The following is a 17010-nucleotide window of genomic DNA, read 5'->3' on the forward strand; positions in this document are numbered from 1 at the left end:
CAGTTATTCCCATTCTTTTATAACCGCGTTGGCCCTACTCACACCCCGTATTTTACTATCGATCGATAAGGCAATAACCTGCTGGAGGGAAATTTTATCCGGATAAAAACAGGTTTGCAAACGAGCGTAAACAGAAACGCTAAAAAATGAAACGTTCAGATGGCAACATCTGAAAGCACATTAAACGATCACATGAAAGTAGCCTACACCGCGTTAGCACATTGTACAGCCGGCTTGCATACCCCGGCATGTTCTCTACAGTTCCTTCTGTGGTTAAAAACAACAAACGGAACAAATAGCACATTAAAACGTTATATTAGCATTCCATCTTATTCTATGCAGGCCAAAACAGAAATTTTAATTATTGGGGGTGGATTGGCAGGCTTAACTGCGGCACTTCACCTGAATAAGGTGGGTTTAATGGTTACATTGATCGAGAAAGATACTTATCCCCACCATAAGGTTTGCGGTGAATATATTTCGAACGAAGTAATTCCTTATTTTAAATGGCTCGGCCTGGATATTGAAAGCCTCGCACCTACATTCGTCAGCGACCTGCTTTTTACTTCAAATCTTGGTAAAAGTATACAGACTAAACTGCCACTTGGTGGTTTTGGTTTGAGCAGGTATACGCTCGATCATTATTTGTATAGCGAACTGATCAAAAGAAAGGTAAATATTGTTCATGACCGTGTTGTAGAAATCAGTTTTGCCAACAATCAATTTACAGTAGCCACTACAAACCATACCTTTAATGCTGCTTACGTAATTGGTGCATATGGAAAAAGATCTTCTATTGATATTAAATTAAACCGGCCTTTTATGAGCAAGCAATCGCCTTACCTGGCCGTTAAAGCACATTACAAAGGCAATTTCCCTAATCATCTGGTTAGTCTCAACAATTTTGAAGGCGGTTATTGTGGTGTTTCAAAGGTTGAAAACCAACGGTTAAATATTTGTTACCTTGCAAATTATGAGCACTTCAAAAAACACAAAAACCTATCTGGCTTTCAGGAAAACGTACTATATAAAAACAGGTATCTAAAAGATATTTTAGAAAATGCGACCAGCTTATTCGATGCTCCGTTAACCATTAGTCAGGTTTCTTTTGAATGTAAAGAACCCGTTTATGAACATATTTTAATGGTTGGCGATACTGCAGGCTTAATCCATCCGCTTTGCGGTAATGGTATGGCTATGGCCATTCACGCTGCAAAAATTGCTTCAGAACTTTTGCATCAAAGGATAGATGGCAAGATCAGTTCGCGTGAGGCACTGGAAGCAAGTTATACCGCATACTGGAACAGGGAATTTAAAAGCCGCTTAAAAACGGGAAGAATGTTAGCCTCCTTGTTGAGGAATAACCAATTAGAAAGCTTAGCGGTAAATACATTAATTAAAATGCCATTTTTGCTCCGTACCATAATTAAAAAAACACATGGCAAGCCCATCACAATATCGTCATAAATGCCAGTAAACACCGAATTCAGAAGCACAGCACCAGAAATTATGGATGATTTCGCCATGGAGGGCGAAATATTGCGCGACGCGCTCGACAAAATAGCCAGCATTAATCAACTTCTTGGTGGCAATAAAGTTACCCTGGCCGGAGTTAAAATGTTAATCGCCAGCAAACCATCCGATCAGGTTTTCCGTATTACCGATATTGGCTGTGGAAATGGAGACATGTTGCGCACTTTGGCTGATTACGCAAAAAAGAAAGGTTTACATTTTATTTTAAAGGGAATAGATGCCAATACATTTACCATCAGTCATGCGCAAAGTTTATCAACCAACTACCCCAATATAACCTATGCCTGCAGCGATATTTTTGATGATTTAAGTAAAACAGAACCTTGCGACATTATGCTTTGCACTTTAACGCTTCATCATTTTAAAGATGAAGAAATTATAAATCTGTTACAGAATTTTAAAAGATCTGCAACAATGGGGATTGTAATAAACGACCTGCAGCGAAGCGCAATAGCCTATTACCTGTTCAAGGCGCTTTGCTATGTTTTCAGGTTAAATCATATGTCGAGAGAAGATGGATTAATATCCATTTTACGTGGATTTAAAAGGGCAGATTTACTAAAGTATACAAAACAATTAAACCTAAAATCAAGTTCCATAAAATGGAAATGGGCTTTCCGCTACCAGTGGATAATTAAAACAACATGAGCGTAACCATAAAAGCAGTAAGTAAAGCCTTACCAGCATACTTTCGGTCAACCGCCGACATTTTACCTCTTTTAGATAGCTGGCTGATCGATCAGGATGACCGCTTCATCAGAAAGGTAAAAAAAATTTTTGAAGGTGCTGCAGTAGATAAAAGATATTCGATCATGGCGCCCGAAGATGTTTTTAGTGATTTAAGCTTCGAGGAAAGAAACGATATTTATGTGCGCGAAGGCATAAAGCTCGGAGCCAAATGTTTGGAAACCGCACTCGAAAAAGCCAGTTGGCAGGCACAGGATTTAGATTATATTATTACAGTAAGCTGCACCGGAATCATGATCCCATCTTTGGATGCTTATCTGATCAATCTGCTTAAACTCCGTCAGGATATTGTTCGTTTACCCGTAACCGAAATGGGTTGCGCTGCTGGTGTATCGGGTATGATTTACGCCAAGAATTTTCTGAAAGCTAACCCAGGTAAACGAGCAGCGGTGATTGCGGTAGAGTCGCCTACAGCAACCTTTCAGTTAAACGATTATTCGATGGCCAATATCGTTAGTGCGGCCATATTTGGCGATGGTGCTGCCTGTGTGTTACTAAGCTCGGATAAAGAAGATACCGGGCCGGAGATTCTGGCAGAAGAAATGTACCACTTTTATGATGCAGAGAAAATGATGGGCTTTAAACTCACCAATACCGGACTGCAAATGATACTGGATGTAGCCGTTCCTGAAACCATTGCTAATCATTTCCCGGATATCATCCATCCATTTTTGAAGAAAAACGGGTTCGAAATCAATGATATCAATCATTTGATCTTCCATCCGGGTGGAAAGAAAATTATCCAGACTGTTGAAGAATTATTCGGACAGCTTGGCAAAAATATAAACGATACAAAAGAGGTATTAAGGCTTTATGGAAATATGAGCAGTGCTACGGTTCTTTATGTTTTGGAACGGATGATGGATAAAAAGCCGATGCCGGGAGAAAAAGGGCTGATGTTAAGCTTTGGCCCAGGTTTCTCAGCACAACGCATACTCCTACAATGGTAATGTTTATCCACTCAATAATCTGCTCATGACAACAGAAGAAATACTAGATCAACTGCCTTATGGTAAACCGTTTCTTTTTGTTGATGAGTTACTGCACGTTAATGAAAATGGAGCTAAAGGCACTTACACCTATGCTAAAGACCTAGCCTTTTATAAGGGCCATTTCAAAAATCACCCTGTTACGCCAGCAGTAATCCTTACTGAAACCATGGCGCAGATCGGCTTGGTTTGCCTGGGCATTTACCTGCTTAAAGGGAATGGAACGGATCAAAATATATCCATTGCCATGACTTCAAACGCAGTTGATTTTTTAAAACCTGTTGCACCGGGCGAGCAGGTGACGGTTACGAGCGAAAAAGTGTATTTTCGGTTCAATAAACTCAGCTGTAAGGTAAAGATGGAAAATGCAGCCGGAGAAGTAGTTTGCAAAGGAAATATTTCTGGCATGTTAATTCCGAAAGAAAATGGATAATAGAGTGGTCATTACGGGTTTAGGGGTATGCGCTCCCAACGGCACTACCATTAATGAGTTTTCTGATGCCATAAAGCAGGGTATTTCTGGCGTTCGGCACCAGCCGGATCTGGAAATCTTAAACTTTTCCTGTCAGATAGCTGGTAAACCATTGCTTAGCGAAGAGCGGATCAGCCGATATTTTTCACCGCTTGAGTTGCGGAATCTAAATAGCACAGGGATTATATATGGTGTTATTGCAGGTTTAGATGCCTGGGAGGATGCAGGTTTAAATATCGAAAATAATAACGAACCAGACTGGGATAGTGGCACCATTTTCGGAACAGGTACTTCCGGTATTGATAAATTCAGATGGGCAATTAACAAAATAGATGCCCTTGAAATAAAAAAACTGGGCAGTTCAGTCGTGATTCAAACCATGGCGAGTGGCGTGAGTGCTTTTATTAGCGGGAAATTGGGCTTAGGCAACCAGATCAGTACCAATTCATCTGCCTGCGCAACCGGAGCAGAAAGTATATTGCTGGCATATGAGCGGATTAAAACAGGCCAGGCCATCAGAATGTTGGCCGGGAGCACCAGCGACAGTGGCCCGTACATTTGGGGTGGTTTTGACGCGATGAAGGTTTGCACATTTAAACATAACCGCGATCCTGAAAAAGGCAGCCGACCAATGAGTGCCACCGCAAGTGGTTTCGTACCTGGAAGTGGCGCAGGGGCTTTGGTATTGGAATCGCTTGAAAGCGCACTGGCAAGAAAAGCCAAAATTTATGCTGAAGTATGTGGAGGACATGTCAATTCGGGCGGTCAACGGGGTTTAGGCTCCATGACAGCACCAAACCCTGTTGCAGTACAACGGTGTATCCAGGCCGCATTAAGAAATGCGGAAATTGAAGCACATGAAATAGACCTGATTAACGGCCACCTTACCGCAACAAGCAAAGATGCGTTGGAAATTGAAAACTGGAAAATAGCCTTACAGTTGCCCGATGATGATTTTCCATACATCAATTCTTTAAAGGGCATGATTGGTCATTGTATCGCAGCATCAGGCAGTATAGAATGTGTAGCCTCGATACTTGAACTTTCGGAGGGTTTCATCTTTCCCAATATCAATTGCGAAGACTTAAACCCTGATATTACCGCTTTAATTGATGCGAAATGCATTCCACAAACTGTCATTCACCAACCTATTAATATTTTAGCGAAAGCCAGTTTTGGTTTTGGCGATATTAATGCCTGTATTATTTTTAAAAAGTATCCACATGAATAGAGAAGAGATTATAGAAACCCTGAAAACAATTATTGAACCCTACAGTGAAGATGCAGCAGCCTTAGCTGATATCGACGAGAACACCGATTTTATAAAAGATCTAAAAATAAATTCGGCTAATCTGGTCGATATTGTTCTGGACGTTGAAGAGAAATTCAATATCGAAATAGACAACGATTCAATGGCTAAAATGCTTACGGTAAAAGCTACAACCGAAATTATAGCTCAAAAACTGGAAGCACATGCTGGGCAATGACATTGTTGACCTGAATCTGGCCAAAATCCAAAGTAACTGGAGGCGTAAAAATTACCTTGATAAGATTTTCACCACAGAAGAACAGTTATTGATTGAGTCGGCAAATGACCCCAATGAAATGGTATGGCTGTTATGGAGCATGAAAGAATCAGCCTATAAAATCCACAACCGCAAAACGGGAATTCGTGATTTTTCACCCAAAAGTTTAAACTGTGCCGTCTATGCAGATAGCCTTGGAGAGGTAAATATTAATAACTGTACCTATTTCACCAAAAGCAATATACAAACAACCTTTATACACACGATAGCTGCTCCTGTTTTCGATAAACTGGCAGCAGTTAAAGTAGCCATTTATGAATTACCTGATCATCCGGATGATTACAAACGCACCCAACCTGCTTCTGTAAGCCATCATGGGCAGTATTTGGCTTTGGTGTATTAATAAATCCTTTTTTTCTTTATAATAGTTGATAATTGTCAGTTGGTAACAACTGACACCACAAAAAAGTTGGTAACAACTGACACAACAAACAAACCGACACGACAAGAAATACCATTAACGCGTCATTTAAACAGCCAGATTTTAACCCTAATAAACCTATAATTAACGCATATTATCATTCCTTCAGACAGTCTACCGTTTACGCTGTTTTCTTTACAGAATAATGGGATGGCCTACCCTAAAAAGCATTATCTTTGTGCAAATCATAAAAAATAAAACATGCTTAAAGGATTTTTTAACGTACCCACTCCGGTAAACGAACCTATATTAAATTATGGCCCTGGCAGTAAAGAACGTGCGCTTTTGAAAGAAGCACTTGCAGAAGCCCGCTCACACCAGCAAGACATCCCGATGTACATTGGTGGCAAACAAGTTCATACCAACAAAAAAGGGAAAGTTGTTCCTCCACACGATCACCAACATATTTTAGCCCAATTTAGCATTGGCGATAAAACCCATATTACCCAAGCGATTGATGCTGCTTTAGCAGCAAAAGAAAATTGGGAAAACCTGGCCTGGGAACACCGTGCAGCTATTTTCTTAAAAGCTGCCGACCTGATTGCAGGTAAATACCGTTACAAATTAAATGCGGCGACCATGTTGGGGCAGAGCAAAAATGCCTATCAGGCTGAAATTGATGCCGCATGCGAGCTGATCGATTTCTTACGCTTTAACGTAAGCTACATGGTAGAAATCTACAAACAACAACCGCCAGTTTCGCCCCGCGGAAGCTGGAACCGTGTTGAACAACGCCCGTTAGAAGGTTTTGTTTTTGCCCTTACCCCATTCAACTTTACAGCAATTGCTGCAAATTTACCGGCATCAGCGGCGATGATGGGTAATGTGGTGGTTTGGAAGCCTGCTGATACACAAGTTTACGCGGCTAACCTTTTAATGGAAATTTTCCGTGAAGCAGGTGTACCTGATGGCGTAATTAATTTGGTATATGCCGATGGACCTGAAGCAGGTGAAGTGATTTTCAACCACCCTGATTTTGCAGGAATACACTTTACAGGCTCCACAAAAGTTTTTCAGGAAATCTGGAAAACAATTGGAACAAACATCCATAAATACAAATCGTACCCACGCATAGTTGGCGAAACCGGTGGTAAAGATTTTATCCTGGTTCACCCATCTGCACAAACAAAAGCAGCCAGTACGGCAATTGTTCGCGGTGCGTTTGAATACCAGGGACAAAAATGTTCAGCTGCTAGCCGCGTTTACATTGCAGAGAGCCTTTGGCCAGAAATTAAAGAACAGATGTTGGCTGATCTTGCCAGCTTTAAAATGGGCGGAACAGAAGATTTCAGCAACTTTATCAATGCCGTTATCGATGAGCGTTCTTTCGATAAATTAGCAAAATATATCGATCAGGCTAAACAAGATCAAGGTGTAGAGATTATCGCAGGTGGGAACTATGATAAAAGTAAAGGTTATTTCATCGAGCCGACGATCTTAGTGGTTAATGACCCGAAATATACAACGATGTGTGAAGAACTGTTCGGTCCTGTTTTATCTGTTTATGTTTACGCGGACCAAGATTTCGACCAGATTTTAGAAGTGATTGATACAACATCTCCTTATGCATTAACCGGTGCATTAATTGCTCAGGACAGATATGCCATCGAAAAAGCAAGCCATGCGCTACGTAATTCAGCTGGAAACTTCTACATCAACGATAAATGTACGGGTGCAGTTGTAGGTCAACAACCGTTTGGTGGGGCCAGGGGTTCTGGTACAAACGATAAAGCCGGTTCTATGATCAATTTATTGCGTTGGGTTTCTCCACGTACCATTAAAGAGGTTTTCGAATCGCCAACAGACTATCGTTATCCATTTTTGGCAGAAGACTAATAAAATATAAACATGATATCGAAACCTCCGGAATGTCCGGAGGTTTTATTTTTTACAGGAATGGCCGCTCTGGCTGCCTGATCATCCGGAGAGAATTAAATTATCTTATTGTTTACCGCGTAAGAAAGGGCTTCTACAATATTCCCAACGCCAAAATTCTCGAATATCTTTCGTCTATAGTACTTTATGGTATCAGGAGATACAAATATCTTATCGGCGATCTGGTTAATGGTTAAACCTTGTGCATATAACCGTAAAACTTCGATTTCGCGATCACTAAGTTTCGGTTTCAGTTGTTTGCTCCAAACCTGTTTTGCTACATCAAGCTTCCAGATCTGATCGGAGCCATGTTTATGAATAGCAGCATTACCTTCCGTTTTACTTGAAGAAATGGAGACCACGCAAACAGCTTTCCACATCTTTCCCGCTGCATTCAGAAAAAGCGGGGTAAGCTTATGGTTAATCAAAGTCGTTTTTCCGCCTTTATTCAGCAAATGAAAATCGTAAGTAATACTGTATAACTTTTTTTCTTTAAGGGGTATTTTCTCAAAAAAATCAAATCCCGATTCGTTAATTAAATTCAAGAGATGCAGATCATTTTCAGGTACGTTATTCATATAAAACTCATACCCTAAGGCCATTACTTCAGCTACACTATGGCCACATAAAAAAAGTGGATTGCTAGATACATATTCGAATTTCATTTCTGCATAATCGATCACATACAAGCTTTGATAGGTTAATTTTTCGAAAGCGCTGATGGCTTCCAGATAATTATCCAGCTGGAGTATATCTTGAGAAGTGATATTGTCTATTTTGTTTTTGGTAAGTAACCCTCTATGCTGATCAGCTTTCATGACACTACTAAAGTAGCAAAATTACACTAAAGTGTAATCGCCAATCAGATTACATTTCTGAATTTTGTTGAATAGCACAAATCAATATGGCAGCAGAAAAACTATCTAAGCTGGATTTTTCAGAATTAATTAAAAATAAGGCAAAATTAAAAGCTATAATCATAGCGGGTACAATTGTTTGGCTATTTCTGATGGCCTGCGTGGTATACCTGTTTATATCTAAAACAAAATCGGCTACTCCATTTATAGCCATTCTCACTGCTATACCCATCGCATTCTTACCGGCTATTAACAGCCTTATTGAGATTAACAAGGAAATTAAATTACGCAATAAATGATGATAACGGCAACCTGTATCAGCTGCAACCAGGATATACCTGAAAACTATTGTCCAAGATGTGGTGAACCAGCCAAACTCAAAAGAATCGACTGGCATTATATTCAACACGAAATAGAGCATGTGCTGCATTTAGAAAAGGGAATATTCTATACCATTAAAGAATTATTGATCAGGCCAGGGCAAACCATCCATAAGTTTATATCCAGTGATAGAAGCAGACTGGTAAAGCCGGTTGCATTTTTAATCATAACCTCTCTAATTTACACGCTGATTAATCATTTTTTCCATATTGAAAAAGGCTACTTTAATTTTGATCAAACCAAAAATGCGGCCGTAAACCCAATTAACGAATGGGTTCAGAGCCATTATGGTTATGCCAATATTATGTTAGGCGCATTTTTGTCACTATGGCTGAAACTTTTTTTCAGAAAATATGCTTATAATTTTTTTGAATTGCTGATTCTTTTGTGCTTCCTTCAGGGAATGGGTATGCTTATGTTCTCGGTTTTTGCCACAATTGAGGGACTAACCCATAAACACCTTTTGCAGTATTCTGGTATGCTGTTTATCGTTTACTTTTCATGGGCTGTAGGGCAGTTTTTCGAAAAGGGCAAATACATTAATTATCTGAAAGCTTTGGGTGCTTATATTTTGGGTGTAATCCTCTTTACGTGCTGTACGCTGATATTAGGAATACTGATCTATACCGTTGCCAAACATTAACATCGCTTTGTCTCTAAAATTAAATCAGGTTCCACAACATATAAAAAGCATTTTAGTTCCGGTCTTTTAATTCAGGAAGCTAAAGCCAAAACATACCGAAAATAAAAGCGGCTGTATCATATGACACAGCCGCTTTCGCTAACAACTAAAAAATGGCTTAATAATGTTGTCTTTATCCCACCTGGAAGGCAGGCGCAACATCATCAACGCAAGTACATGTTACCTTCATGTCTTTAATAATTCCTGTTTTTAAACTGTACACCCAGGCATGTACTGCCAGTTCCTGGCCACTGGCCCAGGCACTCTGCACAATTGAGGTATTGGCTACATTTGCAGCTCCTTCAATGGCATTTAATTCCACTAAACGGTCAAATCGCTGATCAGGATCTTTGATCGTTGCCATTTCGCGTTCATGGGTACGATACACATCACGGATATTTCTCAACCAGTTATCGATAATTCCAACCTGTTTATTGCCCAATGCCGCTTTTACCCCGCCACAACCATAATGGCCACAAACGATAACGTGTTTAACTTTTAATACATTAATGGAATAATCTAGCACGGAGAGTAAATTCATATCGGTATGAACCACTACATTGGCGATGTTCCTGTGTACAAAAATATCACCCGGTTTAGTGTTTGTGATCTGGTTTGCAGGTACACGGCTATCAGAGCAACCGATCCACAATACCGGTGGGCTTTGACCTGCCGACAGTTTATCAAAAAATTCAGGATCGTTATCAATCGTATCTTTAACCCAATCTTTATTGCCTTGTAACAAGGTATCATAAGTAATATCTTTCGTTTCTATTGTTTTTGCGCACATAATTATAATTTATTAATTTCTTCTTCTACTTTAATATTTAATTTTGGTACTCTATAATGTTTTTGGATATTCTCCAGGGTTACGATAATGCCTTTAGTATAAGCATTATGCTTATAATTGTAAATTGTTTCCAATACATCAGGATCGATATACCTGGCATTTGAACCATCAATAATTACATTTGTTTCTTTTGGAATATTCGTTAAAACTACCTGTATCGCTGCCTTATTTAAAAAAGAAACCTCTTCTGCCAATTTAATTCTGATATTCTTTTTATCGCCTTCATTCGTAATCCTGTAAAAGAATGGGTTACGCATATTGGTCCGCAGTAAATAAAAAATAGAAACCAGCATACCAATGGCTACGCCTTTTAACAGATCGGTGAACAATACCGCCAATACAGTAACCACAAATGGCACAAACTGGTCCCACCCTTTATGATACATATGTTTGAAAAGACTGATTCGTGTAAGCCTATATCCGGTTACCAAAAGAATAGCCGCCAAACACGATAACGGAATCATGTTAATGAGTCCGGGAATAAACAATAGCGACAATAATAACCAGATACCATGAAAAATAGCCGACATTTTGGTTCTGCCACCAGCGTTTACATTTGCCGAACTCCGCACGATTACAGATGTCATAGGTAAACCACCAACCATCCCGCTGGTAATATTTCCTATCCCCTGTGCAATCAGCTCCCGGTTTGTTGGTGTTACACGCTTAATCGGATCAATTTTATCTACCGCTTCGATACTGAGCAAAGTTTCCAGGCTTGCTACAACCGCAATGGTAATGGCCACGATGTACACATTTTTATTGGCCAGTTGTGAAAAATCGGGCATTGTAAATAGTCCCAAGAATTCACCGAAGCCATTTACTACCGGTATTTTCACCATTTGATCGGCCCGTAACGGATAATCGGTTCCGGCAAAAACCAGGGTTCCCAGAATCCCTAAAGTAACCACTACCAATGGTGCAGGTACAACCGCCAGTTTTGGAAACTTTGGCCATAAAATCAGGATAGCTATTGATAATAAACTGATAACCACCGCAGCCAGACTAAAATGGCTTATTGCTGCAGTAATTGCAGAAAAAGTATTTTCATGATCCTGTTGAAAGAAACCCTCGTCACCAGTAAAATCGGTATCAACACCCAATGCATGCGGTAACTGTTTTAAGATTAAAATCAGTCCGATTGCGGCAAGCATCCCTTCAATCACACTAGAAGGGAAGTAATTACCAATAGTTCCGGCCTTAACCAGCCCTAAAATCAACTGGAACACCCCTGCCAATACCACAGCAAGTAAAAACGTAGGATAGCTTCCCAGCGAGGTTATTGCACCTAATACAATAACTGTTAAACCTGCTGCAGGTCCGCTAACGCTTAACTGCGAGCCGCTAAAAGAGGCCACTACAATTCCACCTATGATTCCGGTAATTAAACCTGCAAATAGCGGCGCGCCAGAAGCCAGGGCAATCCCTAAACATAATGGTAAGGCCACCAAGAACACCACAATACTAGAGGGTAAATCTTTCTTTAGGTTCTTTTTTAGAAAATATTTTTTCACATCCGAACCTGAAAAGGCCGGGTTAATTTTTTGCATAATGATTATGATCTAGTAAATTTTAACGAATAAAATCGTAGGGGATCAAAATATTCTGCACAAAGCATTTACGTATTGCATAAATTTAAATATAGCAACAGCGCTCAATGGCATTGAGCAGGTGATTTACCCCAAATAATTAAAACTAAATCAAGTTAGGCGGAGGTGTTGGAACAGTAGGGTGATATGGATCTACATATCTTTTGAAATGCTCTATAAAACTGCTCTTCAAAAAGAAATGGCTGGAAGAGAACTCATAAGAAAGGATAGGATGATTCAGCTCGGTGAGTTTGAAATCAGTAAATTTTGCGGTGTCTTTGGCGGCATCTTTACCGCCTTCATGCTCTAACTCAATTTGCATGATAACAGCATTCATCATTTCCTTATCAATACTTGTATAAAATACAGGTGCACCGGAAATGCCCATCTTCGCTATGAAGATGACCATAAATGTAGCAACAATTAAATACTTGTATTTCCTTAAAAACATTTAAAATTCTAATGCTGTTTTAATTCCTATGCTTACAAAAATAAACGGATTATTGGTTTTTCAATACAATCAGTTGTAAAAAAAATATCATTTAAATAAAATACAGGTATTCCTTTAAAAAAACGAGGTGCTTATAAGGTTGGGAAACAGTTGGTTTTGTTATTATCGGTCAGTTCAGTCCTGCCATCCGCTAAATCTTTTTGGCAAAAATGGCTGTAAATTCGAAATCAATCGGAGCCAAAAAGATACCGCTTCTGTCAGGTTTAGGAAACAGAGGTTCGTTTTCCATGTACTGACCTAAGTGAAATAAACCCGATTGTCGGGAAGAGCTTCCGATCCTTCATCGGAACCCGTACCAAAAGCGGGACCAGACCTGCCAAAAGCAAAGAACCAACCGTTTCCTGATCATGTCAACTATCCTATCTGAAAATGCCAGATGCACAGTATCGTTCATTTCCAATTTATAGCAACATAATTATTTTTAGGAAATGAAAGGACAGTATTTCATAGGTACTTTAGCCCTGCCATCCGCTAAATCTTTTTTGCAAAATTGGCTGTAAATTCGAAATCAATCGGAGCCAAAAAGGATACCGCTTCTGTCAGGTTTAGGGAACAAAAATTGTGGTGCTTCGGTAAATAACACCCCACCAGACTTGCATTACCGATAGTAATTTTTAATTTTAAAATCTCATAGCTTCAGCCATGGATAAAAAAATAGCATTACTCAGAGATAAAATAAACCAGGCCAGTCTTGGCGGCGGACAGGCCCGTATCAACAGTCAGCATAAAAAAGGGAAACTTACTGCCCGCGAGCGCATTCATTTTCTAATGGATGATGGCAGCTTTGAAGAAATCGGCATGATGGTTACCCACCGGAGCACCGACTTTGGCATGGAACGCGAAAAATATCCGGGCGATGGTGTGGTAACGGGTTATGGAACCATTAACGGCAGGTTAACCTATGTTTTCTCTCAGGATTTTACCGTGTTTGGTGGTTCACTATCTGAAACCCATGCGGAGAAAATTTGCAAGCTGATGGATATGGCTATGAAAAACGGGGCTCCGTTAATCGGCCTAAACGATAGTGGTGGTGCACGTATCCAGGAAGGTGTTGTTTCTTTGGGTGGTTATGCCGATATCTTTTATAAAAATGTACAGGCTTCTGGCGTAATCCCACAGCTGTCCGCAATAATGGGCCCTTGTGCGGGCGGAGCCGTTTATTCGCCAGCTATCACCGATTTTATTTTGATGGTAGAAAATACGTCATACATGTTTGTAACCGGCCCGAATGTGGTTAAAACAGTAACACACGAAGAAGTAACATCTGAAGAATTGGGCGGTGCCAGTACACATGCAACAAAATCTGGTGTTACCCATTTTGCCTGTGCCAATGAAATTGAGGCCATTAACCATGTTAAGAAACTTTTAAGCTATATGCCCCAAAATTGTGAGGAAATAGCCGATCAATTACCTTACGAAACAGCCGATGAAAACCGGCCACAACTTAGCACAATTATGCCAGAGAATGCTTCACAACCTTACGATATACGTGAAGTGATTGAAAGTGTGGCCGATACTGATAGTTTTTTAGAAGTACATGCTGCTTACGCAGAAAATATTGTGGTGGGTTTTGCCCGTCTGGCCGGCAGAAGCATTGGTATTGTAGCCAATCAGCCCGCCTACCTGGCAGGAGTTTTAGACAGCAATTCTTCGGCTAAGGCCGCACGCTTTGTCCGCTTTTGCGATTGCTTTAACATTCCATTGCTGGTATTTGAAGATGTTCCGGGTTTTTTACCAGGCACAGATCAAGAGTGGAACGGCATTATTACAAATGGTGCCAAATTGTTATACGCCTTTAGTGAGGCTACCGTACCACGCATTACCGTAATTACCAGAAAAGCGTATGGCGGTGCCTACGATGTAATGAACAGCAAACACATTGGTGCAGATATGAATTACGCCTGGCCAACTGCAGAAATTGCCGTAATGGGTGCTAAAGGTGCAGCAGAAATTATTTTTAAACGCGAAATCACCGCAGCAGAAAATCCGGAAGAAAAATGGCTCGAGAAAGAAAAATTATACTCCGATATCTTTGCCAATCCTTATCGCGCTGCTGAACGTGGTTTTATTGATGAAGTAATTGAACCGGCCAAAACCCGTACCAAGTTAATCAAAGCATTTAAAATGCTGGAAAATAAGGTGGTGAACAACCCGAGAAAGAAACATGGAAATATACCTCTGTAAGGATGGAAGACGGATAAGTTAAGATGGTAAATGGATTAACTCCACCATCATCCATCTTACATTATTACATCTTACTTATTTAACCCCATCTTACATCATTACATTTTACATCAACTTACATGTTAAAAAAAGCAGATATCCTCCTCATGGCTTTTTGCACAGGCCTCATTGTTGCAAATATTTATTACTGCCAACCTTTGGTCATCTTGATTGCAAAAGATTTTGACCTTACCGAACCCGTTGCCGGGAAGATTACCTACCTTACCCAGATTGGTTACGCTTTAGGCCTTTTCCTCTTAGTGCCACTGGGCGATATGTTTGAACGCAAAAAGCAGATTCTCGTAATTACCGGACTTGCCATTTTTGCTTTACTTATAGCGGCAGTTTCACAAAGCTTTTTTATACTGGAAATGGCATCTGTATTCATCGGTGCCTGCTCTATTGTACCTCAATTAATATTGCCATTGGCAGCCAATCTAAGTTCCGATGAGAATCGTGGCGCCAACATTGGAATGATTATGAGCGGTCTGTTGGTTGGCATTCTGGCTTCACGCGCAGTGAGTGGCAGTATCGGGTTTTGGCTAGGCTGGCGGGCTGTGTATTATATGGCTGCAGGGATTTGTGGCCTGCTTATTTTTTTAATGGCCAAGCGCTTTCCGCAAAGTTATCCTCATTTTAAAGGCTCCTATAAAGAACTCATGCGTTCGATGTTTGGTTATATCAAAACACAACCTGCCTTAAGGGAAACTTCGATTATTAATTTTCTGGCTTTTGCCATTATCAGTGCTTTCTGGACAACCATGGTATTATTCCTTGCTAACCCGCCCTTTAATTTCCAAACGTTGCAAATTGGTCTATTTGGAATTGCAGGAGCAGCAGGAGCTTTGGCTGCACCACTGGTTGGAAAATTAAGCGACGGCAACAATCCGCGCAAAAACTTAATGATCGGCTTTATATTGCAACTCATCAGTATCGCTTTGTTTTATTTTACAAACAGCCATTTATACCTGTTTGTAATCGGTATTGTTCTGATCGATATCGGCCAGCAAGCAATACATGTAACCAACCAAACCCGGATTTATACCCTAATACCAGAAGCCAGAAACCGGCTGAACACCATTTTTATGTCGGTTAGTTTTATTGGTGCCAGCTGTGGCTCGGCACTGGGTTTATGGCTTTGGGACCAGGGCGGATGGAATTTATTCTGTTATGGAATGACAGGCATCATTATTCTTAACATATTAATTTATCAGTTTTACGGAAACAAAAAATCACAATTTAAATAACCTTTACAAATTTTATGAAATCTAAAAACGCAATCAAAGCATTTTCAGTATTATTCGTTTTCATGACTATTGTTGGTAAAACGAAGGCGCAGGACAGTACAAAATTAGAGCAGCCAACCGAAGTAAAATCGTTTAACAAAATAAGGCTTAATCTTTTGGGCATAGGTTACGAAAGAGAACAAAAAGTAGGTAAAACAACTTCGGTTTATTTTGGCGCAGGAGCCGAAGGTGCATTTATTTATCAAACCGAGTTTACAATGGATAACAATTATAATATCAGTGTCAACACAGAAACAGATTTCAAGATTTATCCATCATTAAATGCAGGTTTCAGGCACTATTACAATTTTAACCGGAGAATTAAAAAGGGTAAAAGAACCATAAACAACAGCTCCGGTTATGTTGGCCTTGATGTATTAACAATCATCCCTACCCAAAGCAATACTTTGTACGGTTCACAGATCAATATCATGCCTCAATGGGGTTTTCAAACCTATGTCGGGAGAAAAATTAACTTCGAGTTATCTCTTGGCCCACTTGCGGCCATAAATAAAATTGATACTTATTATGGAATTGGTGGCCGGATAGGTTTTAGCTTTTTATTATAATTATGGTTCAAATTGAGCAGATATTTCCCTCGCTAACCTGGCGGATCAGGCATGAAGCCATGTATCCGGAGTTACCTTTTGACAGCGTAAAGCTTGCCAGCGATTTTGATGGCATCCATTTTGGATTATACCTCGATCATAAGTTAACAGGGGTAGTTTCTCTATTTTATGAAGGAACTGTATATCAATTCCGTAAACTGGCCATCTTACCTGGTGCACAAAAAATGGGTTTGGGTTCACAATTAATGGCCTATATCCTTGATTTTTGTAAAATTCAAAAAGCGACAAAACTATGGTGCAATGCACGTGTAAATGCTAAGGAATTTTATTTTAAATTTGGCTTCCACGAAACAAATAAAACGTTTTGTAAAGATGGTTACGATTTTGTGGTCATGGAAAAAGAAGTATCATAATAATTAACAAGACGGACAAACGCATC

The 17010-nt window shown here is 39.9% G+C and carries 18 protein-coding genes; 14 read left to right on the forward strand and 4 right to left on the reverse strand.

Translation table 11 applies throughout. The features are described 5' to 3' along the window. Positions 1–159 precede the first annotated feature (159 nt). The 8 genes from ACFE6N_RS16445 to pruA all read left to right on the forward strand — a co-directional run bounded on the left by ACFE6N_RS16445 (position 160) and on the right by pruA (position 7584). The gene (locus ACFE6N_RS16445; RefSeq protein WP_378938211.1) at positions 160–1467 is read left to right on the forward strand and encodes an NAD(P)/FAD-dependent oxidoreductase; all 1308 of its coding nucleotides are present in this window, start codon (positions 160–162) and stop codon (positions 1465–1467) included. Then, a complete protein-coding gene (locus ACFE6N_RS16450; RefSeq protein ID WP_378938213.1) occupies positions 1468–2181 on the forward strand; it encodes a methyltransferase domain-containing protein in 714 nt (237 codons plus the stop codon). Continuing rightward, positions 2178–3230 carry a type III polyketide synthase gene (locus ACFE6N_RS16455; RefSeq protein ID WP_378938214.1) on the forward strand — a complete coding sequence of 351 codons (1053 nt, stop codon included), beginning with the start codon at positions 2178–2180 and terminating at the stop codon, positions 3228–3230. The genes ACFE6N_RS16450 and ACFE6N_RS16455 overlap by 4 nt, the downstream gene beginning before the upstream one ends. A gap of 25 nt (positions 3231–3255) precedes the next feature. Next, a complete protein-coding gene (locus ACFE6N_RS16460; RefSeq protein ID WP_378938216.1) occupies positions 3256–3702 on the forward strand; it encodes a 3-hydroxyacyl-ACP dehydratase FabZ family protein in 447 nt (148 codons plus the stop codon). Further along, positions 3695–4972: a beta-ketoacyl-[acyl-carrier-protein] synthase family protein gene (locus ACFE6N_RS16465; RefSeq protein ID WP_378938218.1), complete on the forward strand. Its 1278-nt coding sequence runs from the start codon at positions 3695–3697 to the stop codon at positions 4970–4972. Before ACFE6N_RS16460 ends, ACFE6N_RS16465 begins: the two co-directional genes overlap by 8 nt. Further along, the gene (locus ACFE6N_RS16470; RefSeq protein WP_145856965.1) at positions 4965–5228 is read left to right on the forward strand and encodes an acyl carrier protein; all 264 of its coding nucleotides are present in this window, start codon (positions 4965–4967) and stop codon (positions 5226–5228) included. The genes ACFE6N_RS16465 and ACFE6N_RS16470 overlap by 8 nt, the downstream gene beginning before the upstream one ends. Beyond that, positions 5215–5670 (forward strand): 4'-phosphopantetheinyl transferase superfamily protein, encoded by a 456-nt coding sequence (locus ACFE6N_RS16475; protein WP_378938221.1) that lies wholly within the window; start codon positions 5215–5217, stop codon positions 5668–5670. Before ACFE6N_RS16470 ends, ACFE6N_RS16475 begins: the two co-directional genes overlap by 14 nt. 279 nt (positions 5671–5949) lie before the next feature. Further along, positions 5950–7584: an L-glutamate gamma-semialdehyde dehydrogenase gene (pruA, locus tag ACFE6N_RS16480; protein WP_378938223.1), complete on the forward strand. Its 1635-nt coding sequence runs from the start codon at positions 5950–5952 to the stop codon at positions 7582–7584. Positions 7585–7679: 95 nt separating this feature from the next. On the opposite strand, the gene ACFE6N_RS16485 is transcribed toward pruA, so the two are convergent. Further along, the gene (locus ACFE6N_RS16485; protein WP_378938225.1) at positions 7680–8441 is read right to left on the reverse strand and encodes a response regulator transcription factor; all 762 of its coding nucleotides are present in this window, start codon (positions 8439–8441) and stop codon (positions 7680–7682) included. A gap of 86 nt (positions 8442–8527) precedes the next feature. On the opposite strand from ACFE6N_RS16485, the gene ACFE6N_RS16490 reads away from it, so the two are divergent. Beyond that, complete coding sequence (locus ACFE6N_RS16490; protein ID WP_378938227.1) at positions 8528–8779, forward strand: hypothetical protein; 252 nt, start codon at positions 8528–8530, stop codon at positions 8777–8779. Next, the gene (locus ACFE6N_RS16495; protein ID WP_378938229.1) at positions 8776–9504 is read left to right on the forward strand and encodes a DUF3667 domain-containing protein; all 729 of its coding nucleotides are present in this window, start codon (positions 8776–8778) and stop codon (positions 9502–9504) included. Before ACFE6N_RS16490 ends, ACFE6N_RS16495 begins: the two co-directional genes overlap by 4 nt. 172 nt (positions 9505–9676) lie before the next feature. Here the strand turns inward: ACFE6N_RS16495 and can are convergent, their stop codons facing one another. The 3 genes from can to ACFE6N_RS16510 all read right to left on the reverse strand — a co-directional run bounded on the left by can (position 9677) and on the right by ACFE6N_RS16510 (position 12391). Further along, entirely contained in the window at positions 9677–10333 is a 657-nt protein-coding gene (gene can / locus ACFE6N_RS16500) for a carbonate dehydratase (protein ID WP_378938231.1), read from the reverse strand. A gap of 2 nt (positions 10334–10335) precedes the next feature. Next, a complete protein-coding gene (locus ACFE6N_RS16505) occupies positions 10336–11943 on the reverse strand; it encodes a SulP family inorganic anion transporter (RefSeq protein WP_378938233.1) in 1608 nt (535 codons plus the stop codon). Between the two features lie 145 nt (positions 11944–12088). After that, positions 12089–12391: a hypothetical protein gene (locus tag ACFE6N_RS16510; RefSeq protein WP_378938235.1), complete on the reverse strand. Its 303-nt coding sequence runs from the start codon at positions 12389–12391 to the stop codon at positions 12089–12091. 744 nt (positions 12392–13135) lie between these two features. On the opposite strand from ACFE6N_RS16510, the gene ACFE6N_RS16515 reads away from it, so the two are divergent. From ACFE6N_RS16515 to ACFE6N_RS16530, 4 genes are all read left to right on the forward strand, one after another. Further along, positions 13136–14677, forward strand: a complete 1542-nt coding sequence (locus ACFE6N_RS16515) for an acyl-CoA carboxylase subunit beta (RefSeq protein ID WP_378938237.1) — start codon at positions 13136–13138, stop codon at positions 14675–14677. 119 nt (positions 14678–14796) lie between these two features. Then, positions 14797–15963, forward strand: a complete 1167-nt coding sequence (locus ACFE6N_RS16520) for an MFS transporter (protein WP_166672336.1) — start codon at positions 14797–14799, stop codon at positions 15961–15963. Between the two features lie 14 nt (positions 15964–15977). Continuing rightward, positions 15978–16571, forward strand: coding sequence for a hypothetical protein (locus ACFE6N_RS16525; protein WP_378938239.1), 594 nt, complete (start codon positions 15978–15980; stop codon positions 16569–16571). Positions 16572–16573: 2 nt separating this feature from the next. After that, positions 16574–16984 (forward strand): GNAT family N-acetyltransferase, encoded by a 411-nt coding sequence (locus ACFE6N_RS16530; protein WP_378938241.1) that lies wholly within the window; start codon positions 16574–16576, stop codon positions 16982–16984. The last annotated feature ends 26 nt before the right edge of the window (positions 16985–17010 follow it).

The sequence above is a fragment of the Pedobacter sp. BG31 genome (genome assembly GCF_042464845.1).
In the GTDB taxonomy this organism is placed as follows: Bacteria; Bacteroidota; Bacteroidia; order Sphingobacteriales; family Sphingobacteriaceae; genus Pedobacter; species Pedobacter suwonensis.

Coding starts and splice junctions, on each gene's coding strand:
- ACFE6N_RS16445 (WP_378938211.1), top strand. CDS start 160: ATGGCAACATCTGAAAGCACATTAAACGATCACATGAAAGTAGCCTAC.
- ACFE6N_RS16450 (WP_378938213.1), top strand. CDS start 1,468: ATGCCAGTAAACACCGAATTCAGAAGCACAGCACCAGAAATTATGGAT.
- ACFE6N_RS16455 (WP_378938214.1), top strand. CDS start 2,178: ATGAGCGTAACCATAAAAGCAGTAAGTAAAGCCTTACCAGCATACTTT.
- ACFE6N_RS16460 (WP_378938216.1), top strand. CDS start 3,256: ATGACAACAGAAGAAATACTAGATCAACTGCCTTATGGTAAACCGTTT.
- ACFE6N_RS16465 (WP_378938218.1), top strand. CDS start 3,695: ATGGATAATAGAGTGGTCATTACGGGTTTAGGGGTATGCGCTCCCAAC.
- ACFE6N_RS16470 (WP_145856965.1), top strand. CDS start 4,965: ATGAATAGAGAAGAGATTATAGAAACCCTGAAAACAATTATTGAACCC.
- ACFE6N_RS16475 (WP_378938221.1), top strand. CDS start 5,215: ATGCTGGGCAATGACATTGTTGACCTGAATCTGGCCAAAATCCAAAGT.
- pruA (WP_378938223.1), top strand. CDS start 5,950: ATGCTTAAAGGATTTTTTAACGTACCCACTCCGGTAAACGAACCTATA.
- ACFE6N_RS16485 (WP_378938225.1), bottom strand. CDS start 8,441: ATGAAAGCTGATCAGCATAGAGGGTTACTTACCAAAAACAAAATAGAC.
- ACFE6N_RS16490 (WP_378938227.1), top strand. CDS start 8,528: ATGGCAGCAGAAAAACTATCTAAGCTGGATTTTTCAGAATTAATTAAA.
- ACFE6N_RS16495 (WP_378938229.1), top strand. CDS start 8,776: ATGATGATAACGGCAACCTGTATCAGCTGCAACCAGGATATACCTGAA.
- can (WP_378938231.1), bottom strand. CDS start 10,333: ATGTGCGCAAAAACAATAGAAACGAAAGATATTACTTATGATACCTTG.
- ACFE6N_RS16505 (WP_378938233.1), bottom strand. CDS start 11,943: ATGCAAAAAATTAACCCGGCCTTTTCAGGTTCGGATGTGAAAAAATAT.
- ACFE6N_RS16510 (WP_378938235.1), bottom strand. CDS start 12,391: ATGGTCATCTTCATAGCGAAGATGGGCATTTCCGGTGCACCTGTATTT.
- ACFE6N_RS16515 (WP_378938237.1), top strand. CDS start 13,136: ATGGATAAAAAAATAGCATTACTCAGAGATAAAATAAACCAGGCCAGT.
- ACFE6N_RS16520 (WP_166672336.1), top strand. CDS start 14,797: ATGTTAAAAAAAGCAGATATCCTCCTCATGGCTTTTTGCACAGGCCTC.
- ACFE6N_RS16525 (WP_378938239.1), top strand. CDS start 15,978: ATGAAATCTAAAAACGCAATCAAAGCATTTTCAGTATTATTCGTTTTC.
- ACFE6N_RS16530 (WP_378938241.1), top strand. CDS start 16,574: ATGGTTCAAATTGAGCAGATATTTCCCTCGCTAACCTGGCGGATCAGG.